The sequence below is a fragment of the Promicromonospora umidemergens genome (genome assembly GCF_024171995.1).
In the GTDB taxonomy this organism is placed as follows: domain Bacteria; phylum Actinomycetota; class Actinomycetes; order Actinomycetales; family Cellulomonadaceae; genus Promicromonospora; species Promicromonospora umidemergens.
The window spans coordinates 1-11,445 of record NZ_JAMTCT010000046.1; the positions used below are offsets into that span (position 1 = coordinate 1).

General features: G+C 68.1%; 13 protein-coding genes. 2 read left to right on the forward strand and 11 right to left on the reverse strand.

The genetic code is table 11. From position 1 onward, the window contains the following. The 10 genes from ccsA to APR04_RS29835 all read right to left on the reverse strand — a co-directional run. A partial coding sequence (gene ccsA, locus APR04_RS29790) for a cytochrome c biogenesis protein CcsA (protein ID WP_253878186.1) occupies positions 1-555 on the reverse strand: 555 nt, incomplete at its 3' end. A 254-nt stretch (positions 556-809) separates the two neighbouring features. Then, positions 810-1,181 (reverse strand): hypothetical protein, encoded by a 372-nt coding sequence (locus APR04_RS29795; RefSeq protein ID WP_253878188.1) that lies wholly within the window; start codon positions 1,179-1,181, stop codon positions 810-812. Between the two features lie 115 nt (positions 1,182-1,296). Then, complete coding sequence (locus APR04_RS29800; RefSeq protein WP_253878190.1) at positions 1,297-1,686, reverse strand: alkaline phosphatase; 390 nt, start codon at positions 1,684-1,686, stop codon at positions 1,297-1,299. Continuing rightward, the gene (locus APR04_RS29805) at positions 1,683-3,290 is read right to left on the reverse strand and encodes an FAD-dependent monooxygenase (protein WP_253878192.1); all 1,608 of its coding nucleotides are present in this window, start codon (positions 3,288-3,290) and stop codon (positions 1,683-1,685) included. Before APR04_RS29805 ends, APR04_RS29800 begins: the two co-directional genes overlap by 4 nt. A 208-nt stretch (positions 3,291-3,498) precedes the next feature. Then, positions 3,499-3,978, reverse strand: coding sequence for a YdeI/OmpD-associated family protein (locus tag APR04_RS29810; protein ID WP_253878194.1), 480 nt, complete (start codon positions 3,976-3,978; stop codon positions 3,499-3,501). 84 nt (positions 3,979-4,062) lie between these two features. After that, positions 4,063-4,377 carry a hypothetical protein gene (locus APR04_RS29815; RefSeq protein ID WP_253878196.1) on the reverse strand — a complete coding sequence of 105 codons (315 nt, stop codon included), beginning with the start codon at positions 4,375-4,377 and terminating at the stop codon, positions 4,063-4,065. Then, entirely contained in the window at positions 4,378-5,040 is a 663-nt protein-coding gene (locus APR04_RS29820) for an aldo/keto reductase (protein ID WP_253878198.1), read from the reverse strand. It lies immediately after the preceding gene. A gap of 127 nt (positions 5,041-5,167) precedes the next feature. Further along, entirely contained in the window at positions 5,168-5,809 is a 642-nt protein-coding gene (gene tmk, locus APR04_RS29825; RefSeq protein ID WP_253878200.1) for a dTMP kinase, read from the reverse strand. After that, positions 5,806-6,420: a 3'-5' exonuclease gene (locus APR04_RS29830; protein WP_253878202.1), complete on the reverse strand. Its 615-nt coding sequence runs from the start codon at positions 6,418-6,420 to the stop codon at positions 5,806-5,808. The genes tmk and APR04_RS29830 overlap by 4 nt, the downstream gene beginning before the upstream one ends. Further along, on the reverse strand, positions 6,417-7,577 hold the full coding sequence (locus APR04_RS29835; protein ID WP_253878204.1) for a radical SAM family protein: 1,161 nt from the start codon (positions 7,575-7,577) through the stop codon (positions 6,417-6,419). The genes APR04_RS29830 and APR04_RS29835 overlap by 4 nt, the downstream gene beginning before the upstream one ends. 238 nt (positions 7,578-7,815) lie before the next feature. Here APR04_RS29835 and APR04_RS29840 point away from each other — a divergent pair, with 238 nt between their 5' ends. Together APR04_RS29840 and APR04_RS29845 are read left to right on the forward strand one after the other, a co-directional pair. Beyond that, positions 7,816-9,063, forward strand: coding sequence for a cytochrome P450 family protein (locus APR04_RS29840; RefSeq protein WP_253878206.1), 1,248 nt, complete (start codon positions 7,816-7,818; stop codon positions 9,061-9,063). Positions 9,064-9,226: 163 nt separating this feature from the next. Beyond that, entirely contained in the window at positions 9,227-10,168 is a 942-nt protein-coding gene (locus APR04_RS29845) for a cytochrome P450 family protein (protein WP_253878208.1), read from the forward strand. On the opposite strand, the gene APR04_RS29850 is transcribed toward APR04_RS29845, so the two are convergent. Further along, a protein-coding gene (locus APR04_RS29850) for an IS3 family transposase (RefSeq protein ID WP_253877744.1) occupies positions 10,146-11,374 on the reverse strand; the annotation gives its coding sequence in 2 pieces (ribosomal slippage) (positions 10,146-11,050 and positions 11,050-11,374; 1,230 coding nt in all). The genes APR04_RS29845 and APR04_RS29850 overlap by 23 nt on opposite strands. Between the last annotated feature and the right edge of the window lie 71 nt (positions 11,375-11,445).

The window sequence follows — 11,445 nt, forward strand, 5'->3', positions numbered from 1 at the left end:
GATCGCCCCACCGCTGTCACGCGAGTCGCGCAGGAGCTGCAGCGAGGAGGTCAGGAAGCTGACGGTGAAGATCCCGGCGGCGCCGACGGCGACGCCGACATGGATGACCAGCCAGTAGGACTGCAGGGCGGGGAACAGGCCGGTGGCCGGGGTGTAGAACGCGTTGACGGCCAGCACCAGGAACAGCGTCGCGATGCCGGTGACGAAGGTTCCCAGGAAGCGCGCGTCTCGGCGCAGGTTGAGCAGGACGAACGCGAGCAGTGACGCGCACGTCCGCACGAGCGTGAACTCGTACATGTTCGACCATGGTGTGCGGCCGGCCGCGACGCCGCGCAGCACGATGGCCACAACGAGCAGTGCTGTGGCCAGCCATGTCGTGGCCAGACCGATTCCTGCTGCGCGCCGGGGCGCCGCGATCGCAGTTGCTGCCGTGAAAGCAGGTGCTGACCGGTGCTCGGCTTGTCGCGAGAGGTCTATCGCAAAGGCGACGAGCGCCACCACCAGCGCGGTGGCCGTGGACCAGACAAGGAGCACGCTGAGAGCAGAGATCTCCATCAAATGGTTCCTTCCGGGGATCAGCCAGGCCCGGCATGAAGCGGGACAGGGCAATACACAGTCCAGGTGCGCGCCAGACCGCAGGCATGCTGCTACTGCGACGAGGGCAGCGCGCCAAGATTCGCGAGACGCGTCAGGGCAGGCCACGACCTGGGCCCGCCAGGGACCTGCGCAGCCAGCGCAATACGGGCTGAGCGCAGATGGTTAGCGGTTCAGCGAGGCAGGAGAATTCACGATCGAAACGCTCGTGTCTTCTACTGCTGGCACACGCCCCAGGACCACGGGCTCGACAACGGCACCGGGGAGGAGACCAGCCTCACCAGCGAGTGCCTCGCAGCCATCCCGAGGCGACGACCCTGCCTGCGCAGCGGCGAACCCAGCCCCTTCACCAGGAGCACAGTGACAACAAAGAGGGCGCACACGCACAGCAGGCTGATCGTGTCAGAGCTGCGGGATACGGCGTCGTCGAGCGCGACGTGGGCGGCTTCGCCGGGCCACGCCGCCGGTTCGACAGCAGGTACAGCTGGCATCGCCGCAGCCGGAGCCGATGCCTCCGACGCAGCGACGCCCAGCACACCGGTCAGCGCGAGCAACAGGACCGCGACAAGGCGCTGTGCAGCGCTCAAGCCTGCTCGCCGTCTGACCGGGACACCCATAGTGGGAGCCATCCTAAGGCAGGCGAGCCGTTGCTCAACGACGCCTTCGGCGATGGGTCGGCGGCCGCTGCTCAACGTCTGGGCGTCAGCGTCCGCTCGGCGAGCGGACGCTCGGCGAGCGTCCGAGCATGGTCCGGAAGAGGTCCGTCTGGTCGATGACACCGGTCACGTTGGCGCCTTGCGGCCCGGAGGCGGCCACTCGGATCTGGGTGCCGGTGTGGTCGGAGCCGACGTCGCTGGTGGAGTACGCGACGGTCATCGGGTCCCCGTCGGCCGTCTGCAGGGTGGCCACCTGCTTGCCGTCGGTGACGCCGCCGACGATCTGGGTGGAATGCGCGTGGTCACCGGTGACGATGATCAGGGTGTCCGGGTTCTTCTTCTGGAAGGCAAGGGCAACCTGCACCGCCTCGTCGAGCTCGCGCAGGTCACCGATGGCACCGCAGATGTCCGAGCCGTGCTCCTGCTTGTCGATCATCGCGGACTCGGTGGCGGCGGGGCGGGAGCATCGAACAAGGACCTCAGGTAGGCGCGCAGACCGCCCAGGTCGGTGCCGCGGGCACGGTAGCCGATGTAGCCGTCGGGGCGGATCAGGTAGTGCGCCGTGTCCTGTGTTCCCAGACCCAGGCGGCGCAGGGCCTGGCCGGTCGGGTCGGTCAGGACACCAGGCGCCTCGGTCGCACTCAGCCGCGCGAGTCGAAAGCCCGGCCACTCGTCCGCGGGCGCGCGGCCGGTCCAGCTGTCGCCCGGCCCGCAAAGCAACACGTCGAACCGGGTCGCGGACAGGCTGGCGTGCAGGGTGCTTCGGACTCCGTCGACGGTGACCGGGGCATCGGGGAACCGGTCGCCGGCATGCGGACCGTGACGCAGCCGAGGCCGTCCCTCAGCAGACAGCGGGCTGTTGCGATATCGGATGCTCAGCTGAGAGATGACACGGAAACCGACCTTGCGCACCACTGTTGAGCGCAGCACGGCAGGCGCTGCGGCCGCCGCGACGCGAGGGCGCACGTACCGCAGGACCGGGTTGCTCGAGGTCGCCACCCGGAAGGCCCGGTTGGTCATCCTCAGGACCGCCCCGGCGACCGGGAGCCGCTCGCGCTCATAGCTGTCCAGCAGACCCGCTGGCGCCAGCCCGTGACACACCATGGCCAGCTTCCAGCCAAGGTTCACCGCGTCCTGGATGCCGGTGTTCATCCCCTGCGCCCCCGCGGGGCTATGGATATGGGCTGCATCACCGGCAAGAAAGACACGGCCCGCACGAAAACGATCGGCCCGTCGGCTCTGGACGGAGAAGCCCGTCAGCCAGGCCGGGTCGTGAAGCACCAGCGGATCGCGGGTGTACTGGTGGACGATGGCTTGCACCGATGTCACGGTGAGCTCGGCGGTTGCGTCGTGCTTGGGAACCATCGCCAAGAGCCGCCAGGGCGCCGGTGAGCCCAACGGGAAGAAGAACACCATCCCTGGCTCGCCGACGTAGGCATGTAGCCGCCCGGCCTCCAGACCGTCCGCCTCGAGGTCGGCGATCACGAAGTTCTGCGGAAACGCCGTCCCGGAGAACCCGATCCCAGCGGCGTGCCGGACCGCGCTGTGTGCCCCGTCGCATCCCACGACGTACCTCGCACGGATATCGGCCTCACCGTGCGTCGTCCGGACCGTGCAGGTGACGTAGCTGGCGGCCTGGGAGAGGCGAAGAAGCTCTGCGTCGCGTTCGACCCGCATCCCTGAGTCGGCAAGACGCTCGAGGAGGATTCTCTCGGTCTTTGCCTGGGAGAGGAACAGAAGGAACGGGTAGGCGGTCTCCTTGAGTCCTTCCTCGAAGAGCCTGACTTCCGTCGTGCGCTTGGCGGAATGGATCAACAGGACCGTCGCCGGATCGCCGGCCGCGACCAGCTCCGGCGAGATGCCCAGCGGTGCGAGTACCTCCAGGGTCCGAGCCTGGATCGCCAGCGCCCGCGACTCATGCACCGCATCAGGTGCACGATCCACTATCCGGAAACTGACGCCACGAGAACACAATTCGGCAGCAAGCGTCAGCCCCGTCGGGCCAGCACCCACGATGAGCACATCGACCACCGACTCCACGGGTCCGACGCTACCGCCGGAGGCGAGATCGAGCGGGCGCTGACCCGCCGGCCGATGCTCCAATGGATCACCGGGCGGCACGAGCCGGCGCCTGATCGGGCTCGACCATGAGCGTGCAGGGCACCGCCGCCTCGATGCTGGTGCCGACAGCTCACACAAAGCCCCGACGACGTCGCCGTCGGCATTGCACGGCACCGAGGCTTTGAGCTCATCCTCCCGGGCGTTCCTTCTGACCATCCTGGAGCAGGCGAACGACCTCCGCGATCCGCACCGGGCGTTGGTCCGGCCGGCGCTTGGTCGCCTCGATCCAGCGCAGGTAGGCCTTGCGGTAGAACTGGGCGAGCGAGTCGAAGAACGCACCAGCATCAGGGACCGCGTCCAGGGCCGCCGCGACGTCCGCAGGCAGATCGGCGCGTTGAGGCCCTTCGGGGGCAAGGACCACCCGCGCTTGGTCGCCGCTGGCCGGCCCCTCGCCCCCGCACCACGCTGGCCCCAAGACGAGCACGAACCCGTGCGCTGTCCGCTCGAGCACGCCCCGCAGCCCGAGCCCGTTCAACGTCCCGGTGACGTGATGGCGTGGTTTGGCGCCCCAGGCCGTGTCAGGCTCGAACGGAACAGGCACATGGGTGCGCCCGCGCGCATCGATCCGCACGGTGGCCATGAACCGCGTCGCTAGCTCAGTTCCCACCGGGCCACGGTATCCGGGCCGCGGTGCAATGCTCGCGTCAGCCCATCCTCAGCCAGAGTGACCCCCGCCACCGAGACGGTTGACTCAGAACCTTTCCAGGTAGTTGACGTTAGTGCAGAGAAGCATGTACGGCGCCGACAAAGACGACAGCGCTCTGCCCTCGGCTGAGAAGCGGGTCCGCAGCGCATCGTGGACTGCGTACGGCAGCTCGGTCGGAGTACCTGACGGAGCGAACACGTCACGCGGCACAGCCCGGAACGCTGATTGGATCGCTGGATCGTCGAGCACGCCCTCCTCGATGAGTTCCTTGACCATCTGCTCACGCAGTGCCTCGGCGCTTGGTGCGACCGGTGCGGGCTCGTCGTCGAGTTCTGTTTGGGCGAGGTCGGGCTGCGTCATTCAGGCCTTCTTCCGGGTCGCTGCGGCGAGGTTGGCGTGGAGGTGGTCGATCGATGTCGTCCCCGGAATCGGTAGGACGGCGGGCGACTGGTCCAGGAGCCATCTGATGGCTTCGGGCGCGCCGCCGGCGCGAGCGAGTGTTCCGGCGCTGAGCGGTGCGTAGGGCACGAACGCCAGGCCCTGTTCGGTGCAGTACTCCAAGACGGCGCGGTCCCCTTCGAGCTGGTTGAACTTGTTTTGCACAGCGGCGATGGGGGTGATCGCTCGGGCGGCTTCGGCCTGGGTGGGGGTGGCCTTGGATACCCCGATGTGTCGGATCTTGCCCTCTTCACGGAGTACGGCGAGTTCGCCGAGCTGGTCGGCCAACGGCACGTGCGGGTCGATGCGGTGCAGGTAGTACAGATCGATCCGGTCCAACTCGAGGCGGCGCAGGCTCATCTCGACGCATTGACGCAGGTACTCCGGGCGACCTACAGGCGCCCACCGGTTCGGGCCCTGGCGCGTCATGCCGCCCTTGGTGGCGATGACCAGGTCGTCCGGGTAGGGGTGCAGGGCCTTGCGGATGAGGCGTTCGCTGGTCTCCGGCCCGTAGGCGTCGGCGGTGTCGATGTGGTTGACCCCGAGGTCGACCGCTTCGCGCAGGACGGCTTTGGCTCCGTCCATGTCGGCGGGGTGGAACCAGTGCCGGGTCCGGTGATCTGCATCGCGCCGTACCCGATGCGGCGGACCGGGAGGTCCCCGCCGATGCTGAATGTTCCGCCCAGATCAGTGGTTGCAGGTGCGATGCTGGTCATGAGGCCTCCTTCAGGTCGAGGGGGACTTCGAGCACGATCGCTGCCGCCCGCTCGGCAACCGTGGCGGCGTCCAGGTCGGTGGTGTCGATCCGCTCGATCCGAGCGTTCGTCTGGGCGAGCCGGTCGGCTGCCTCGAGGAAGTAGGCCACTTCGTTGGCTGTCGCGTCGGGCTGGTCTTGGTAGCGGTTGTGCGCTCCGCGCTCGGTCAGGCGCGCTCGGACGACGTCGGGTGCGCCGGTCAGCAGGATCGTCAGGTCGGCTTCGAGGACCGGTGTGTTGATGGTGTCCAGGAAGGCGACATCGACGCCGTCATGGCGTTGCATGACCATGCCGGAGGCCGTGTACCGGTCAGTGACGACCATCTGTCCTGCAGCCAGGCGGGGCGCGATCTCGGTGGTGGCTTGGTGGTAGCGGTCGGCGGCGTACAGGCACGCCAAGGCGTGGCCGGCGACCGTCTGGGTCAGCTCGCGCGCCAGGGCGCCGATCGGTCCGGTGGAAGGCTGGGTGGCCTGGTGGACGTCGAGGCCCGCGGTACGCAGGAGCGTGCTCAGGTTCGCGCACAGCGTCGACTTGCCGACGCCGGACGGGCCGTCGACGGCAATCAGCAGACCGGCACGGCGTGAGATCAGGGCCGTCATAGGTCGAACAGCGTCGCGTCGGCGGCCACCGCAGGAGCCTGCTTGGACGATGAGCCCATCGCGCCGGCCTGCCGGAGCTCCTCCAGGGTCGTGCCTGGCGTGAGCCTGGCCATCTGGACGAAGAGCCGCGCGGTGACGGTCGCGTCGTAGTCGGCCCGGTGCGCCCGCATCCCCGGAGGCAGACCGTCGGCGAGATGGCGGTGCTCGACCAGGGCGCTCAACCCGTAAGAGGGCAGGTCGAAGGCGCGTCGCGCCAGCTTCAACGTGTCGAGCGCGACCGGGACCTCCCAGCCGGGCAGCGATCGACGCAGCACGTCGACGTCGACGTGCACCCCGTGCCCCACCGGAATCGCGCTCCCCAGCACTGCCCGGATCTCTCCGGCAACTTCTCCGACGGCGGGCGCGTCGGCGACGTCGTCGTTGCTGATGCCGTGGATTTTGTGCGCCTGCCAGGAAATCGGCGTCGGCGGGCGAAGAAGCCACGTCCTGGCCTTCTCGATCTTCCCCCGCCGGACCGGCACCACGGCCACCTCGACGAGCTCTGGTGGCCGCGCGCCGTTGCCTTCGACATCGACGACGACGTAGTCGGCCTCATCCCAGACCATGCTCATGCGGGTGTCTCCTCGTTCGGGACCCACCCGATGTCGGCGCGCCCGTGCAGGCGGAGCTTGTGCGGGTGGCGCGTGTCGTGGAACTGGAACCCGAGGCCGTGCTGGAGGAAGTACCGGGGCGACTCGTCCAGCCCGGCCACCAGCACGGCGCGTTCGGTGATGTCCACGATCTCGACATCCTCCCTGCCTGGTAGCCGGCGCGCGAGGTCTCGGACCGCGTCTTCGGTCGGGACCTGATGGTTCTGTGCGCACAGCGCCAGCTGCTTGACCGGGCAGATGTCGCACAGCTCCCGGACGCCGTAGTGCCCGTTGTAGTCCGGCACGTCGTGGGCGAACGAGACCGAGCAGCTGGTCTTGCGGAACAGCGGCCCGCCGGCGCCGTCGGTGAACGCTTCCAGGACCCGGCGCTCCAGGGTCTCGGGGACGATCTTGCGGCGCGCGGTGTCCGCGTACGGCTCCGGGAGATTATTGGCCTTGTAGTAGTCGGCGATCTCGTCGCGGTAGAACAGGCCGGTAAACACCGTCCCGTGCGCGTGGTGGGACAGCTCGACGGCTTTGGCCATGTGCTCCGGCGTGTCATTCAGACCGGGCACCAACGGACGCCAATACAGGATGACGCGATACCGGTCCGCGTGCGCGTGCAGGGTTTTGAGAGACTTCTCGGCGATCTCGCTCGCGACCGGCTCTATCCGCTTGTCGCTGATCCCGGAGAAGGTCACCAGGATCGTGACCCGGATGTTGGCCAGCCGGTTGAGCCGGTCGCAGTCCTCCGGGTCGACCCGGTAACGGGTGATGACCAGGACGTGGTTGGTCAGTCCCCGTGCGTCGAGGTCTTCCAGGACGTTGAACAGGTGCCCCTTGACCCGAGGCAGGAAGGGGTCGGTTGCCCGGTTGAAGATCTGCACCGGGGTGTGATGTGCCTGGAAGTAGGGGTGCTCGACCAGCTGTCGTACGGCTTCGTCGTCGGGCATCAGAGCGCGCGGCTGGGTCATCTCCCACACGCCGTAGGTGTGACGGATGCAGTACGCGCAGTCCAGTGGGCAGCCCTGGATGTGGTTGAGCGACAGCCCGGACTTGCGGTAGTCCACGACGCTGCGCGCCGCTTCGGGCAACTGGGCGATCTGGTCAGGGGTGAGCAGCGGAACGGTGACGGGCACGAGCGCCTCCGGAGGGATCTACCGGCCCCTTCCCGAGCGAAAAGGGGTTCATGGCCAATCTGCCGGTTACCGCGTGGTCTCGGCACGGCATTCTGGCAGGTCGGCTCCGGCATTCTGCGAGGTCGATGCTCGTCTCGGGCCGAAAGAATAGGCATTCTGCCAAAATGCGTACCGCAGACTGCCAGAATGCGGCGGGGAACTCTTGTTTGTGATCGCCGGCTGCTGTGCGGTAGCGCCCATGACTTCTGCTGCCCCGGCACGACATGTCCTGGATCCGACCGGGAAAGATGTGTACGGCGAGATCGAGAGGTTCCGGGCCGACGGCCCGATGGTCCGCGTTGAGATGCCCGGCGGGCGGCCCGCGTGGGTGGTGCTCGGCTACGCCGAGGCAGTCGAGCTGCTGAAGGTCCGCAACAGGAACCCGTTGGTGTCCAAGGACATCGCGCATTGGGCCGACTTCGTCGCCGGGCGGGTACCGGAGGGCTGGCCGCTGCTGATGTGGGCAGTCAAGGCGGGTATGTTCACCGCCGACCCGCCGCGGCATCGGGATCTGAGGTCCTGGGCCGCGCCGGCATTCACTCCACGTCGGATCGAGCGCCTGGCACCGGTGATCGAGCAGATCGTCGCTGATCGCCTAGACGTCATGGCCACTGCTGCTGCTGCTGACGGGCGGGTCATGGATCTACGGGCAGAGTTCTGCCTTCCTGTGCCGATCGAGACCATCGGTGCGTTGCTGGGTGTTCCAGACGATCTGGCCGGGACGTTCCTGCTAGGTGCGGACGCCCTGTTCGACACCGCCATCACCCCCGACGTAGCGCAGGCCCGGTTCGGGGCACTGCTGGGCGCGATCGAGACGATGGTCGACCGCAAGGTGGCCGACCCGGGCGTTGACCTGACCAGCGACCTGGTCAAGACGCTGGGCAAAAAGGACGCCTATACCCGCGAGGTGCTGCTGGAGACCGTGCGGTTGACGATCGTGGCCGGGTACGAGACCACGGGCAACCTGATCGACCAGGCCGTGTTCGCGTTGCTGACCCACCCCGAGCACCTGGCCGCGGTCCGGGCCGGCGAGGTCTCGTGGGACGCGGTGATCGACGAAACCCTGCGCTGGGCGGGCGTCGCCGGCAACCTCCCGCTGCGGTTCGCCGTGAAGGCGTTCGAGCTTGGTGGCGCCCAGATCCAGGCAGGTGACGCGATCCTGGTCTCCTACGTCGGTACCGGTCGTGACCCACGCAAGTTCGACCGGCCCGACGCGTTCGACCCGACCCGAGCTACCCGGGACCATCTCGGGTTCGGGCACGGCACCCACTACTGCCTCGGCGCACCCTTGGCGGTTCTGGAGGCCAAGGTCGCACTGCCCGCTCTGTTCGACCGGTACCCCGGCCTGCGCCTCGCCGAGGACCCGGGCACGATCCCGGCGAACCCCGGCTTCATCACCAACGGGCACGCCCGCCTGCCCGTCCACCTGGGCACGACCAGAGCCTGACGGCCGCACTCCGCCGGGGCCGCGACCGTCTGCGGCCCTGGCAGAACGCGCGGTGCCCGCCCACCCGATGCCCGCCTATCGCTGGTCGCGCTGCCACGTCCCCCTTCGCTTCGTCCTACCTGGGCTTCGTGCGCCCTGCGCGCCCCCTCTGAGGAGACTTACGTTGTTCGGCACCACGTCTGATGTCCGCCTGGACGACCTCGCCGCGAACCCTGGCCCGGGGCTGCCGATGCTCGCCGCGGCGACCATGGCCCCCGACCCGGACGCGGTCTACCGCACGTGGCGGGCACAGTGGGGACCGGTCGTGCCGGTCGAGCTGTCCGACGGCGTGCTGGCCTGGCTCGTGCTCGACTACGAGGACATCAAGCAGATCCTGATGACCTGGTCCGTCTTCAGCCGCGACGTCGAGCACTGGGCAGCCTTCCAGGACGGCCGGGTGGCCCCTGGCACGGGCCTGCACGCGTTCTTCTCGCCGCGCCAGAACGCGTTCTACACCGAGGGCGATCGGCGGGTGCGGTTGCGCAGCGTCGTGGACGATGCGTTCGCCGCGATCGACGAGACCAAGCTCGTCCGCGACGTGCGCACGGCGTGCAGAGCACTGCTCGCCCAGATCGCCCCCTTGGGCCAGGCGGACCTTGTCGCCTCCTACACCGCCGCCGTCCCGTCGTTGGCCGTGGCGGCGATGTACGGGCTGCCGGCTCACCTGGCAGACCGGATGCGGCAGTACGCCACCGACATCTTCTCCAACACCCCCGCGGCGGTGCCTGCGTTCGTCGGACTTAACACCATGCTCGCCGAGCTGATCGCCATCCGGCGCGAGGACCCGGGCGACGACCTGCTCTCGACGATCGTGCACCACGAGCACGCCCTGGACGACACCGAGCTGCTGGACACCGCGCAGATGATCCAATCCGCGGGCCACGAGATGTCGGTGGCCTGGACCACCATGACCCTGGTCCACCTTCTCGGTGACCACGACTTCGGCACCCGCACCCGCTCCGGCCGCCTGATGGTGGATGAGGCGCTGGACAACGTCATGGTCCACCAGGGGCTTCCCCCCGAATGGTGGACACGGCTTTGTGTCATGCGGCAAGGTCGAGTGTAGCAGTATGAGCGTTCTCGTAGTCGATAGGACTTAGATAGCCGCAGTAGGAGTGCCTACGTCGTGTGTTGTAGCGGATGATCCACCGGAACACGGCCAGACGGCAGGCCCGGGCCCCGTCCCAGCGGCGCTTGCCCTGCAGCGTCTCGCGCTTCAGGGCAGCGTTGAAACTCTCGGCCAGAGCGTTGTCGGCACTCGTGCCCACCTTGCCGCGTGAGACGGTCACGCCCAGCCTGGCGCAAGCGGCCAGGAAGCCAGCGGAGCAGTACTGGGCGCCGTTGTCGGAGTGGAAGATCGCCCCGGCCAGCGACCCGCGTTCCCGCTGCGCGGCTTCCAGGGCGTCGATCACCAGGGTGTCGCGCATGTGGTCGGCGATCGCCCAGCCGACCAGGCGCCGGTTGAAGCAGTCGATCACCGTGGCGAGGTAGAGGAACTGCCCGTCCCCGGTCGGCAGATAGGTGATGTCGCCGACGTACTTGCGGTTCGGCGCATCCGCAGTGAAGTCCCGCTCCAGCAGGTCAGGGACCATCGGCGCGTCCGTGGCCGGCACCGTCGTGCGGACCTTCTTACGCAGGTGCAGACCCACGATCCCGAACCGGCGCATGACCCTCGCGACCCGCTTCTCGTTGACCGGCCGGCCCGTCTTGTCGGCCAGCTCCGGGGTGATCCGCGGGGCACCGTAGGTCGTGTCCCACTCGGCGTGCACGGCCCGGATCTGCTCGGCCAGGGCCTGGTCGGCGGCCTGCCGGACCGCCCGCTTCGCTGCTCCGGCCACCCACTTGTAGTACGAGGACCGGTTGATCCCCAGCACCACGCACATCCGCTTCACCTCGAAGGTGTCCAGGTGATCGGCAACGAACTGGAAGCGGTTCACCAGTTCGTCTCCCCGGCGAAATACTTCGCCGCCTTGCGCAGGATCTCGCGCTCGGTCGTCAGCAGAGCCTTCTCCGCCTCGAGCTTCCTGACCTGCGCCTCCAGCTCGGCCACCCGCCCCGACGGTGGCTTGCCGACCGTCTCAGACTTGATCCGCGGGCCCCGCAACGAGGGTTCCTCGCCCCGGCCCGCACGGGCCTTGACGACCCAATCCCGCAACGTCCCTCTGCTCACCCCGAGGTCGGCTGCGATCCCACGCAACGTCGCCCCGGGCGTGGACTCGTACAGGGCCACAGCATCAGCCCTGAACTCGTCCGAATAGTCCTTCATGGACATAAATCTGACTCGCTTCCTCCGGATCAAGCAGATCCAGTATCAGCGTGTCCACCAAACGGGGGGAGCCCCCC

Excerpts from the sequence above, each read along its gene's own strand:
- APR04_RS29800 (WP_253878190.1), bottom strand. The coding sequence starts at position 1,686 with ATGATCGACAAGCAGGAGCACGGCTCGGACATCTGCGGTGCCATCGGT.
- APR04_RS29815 (WP_253878196.1), bottom strand. The coding sequence starts at position 4,377 with ATGACGCAGCCCGACCTCGCCCAAACAGAACTCGACGACGAGCCCGCA.
- APR04_RS29820 (WP_253878198.1), bottom strand. The coding sequence starts at position 5,040 with ATGGACGGAGCCAAAGCCGTCCTGCGCGAAGCGGTCGACCTCGGGGTC.
- tmk (WP_253878200.1), bottom strand. The coding sequence starts at position 5,809 with ATGACGGCCCTGATCTCACGCCGTGCCGGTCTGCTGATTGCCGTCGAC.
- APR04_RS29830 (WP_253878202.1), bottom strand. The coding sequence starts at position 6,420 with ATGAGCATGGTCTGGGATGAGGCCGACTACGTCGTCGTCGATGTCGAA.
- APR04_RS29840 (WP_253878206.1), top strand. The coding sequence starts at position 7,816 with ATGACTTCTGCTGCCCCGGCACGACATGTCCTGGATCCGACCGGGAAA.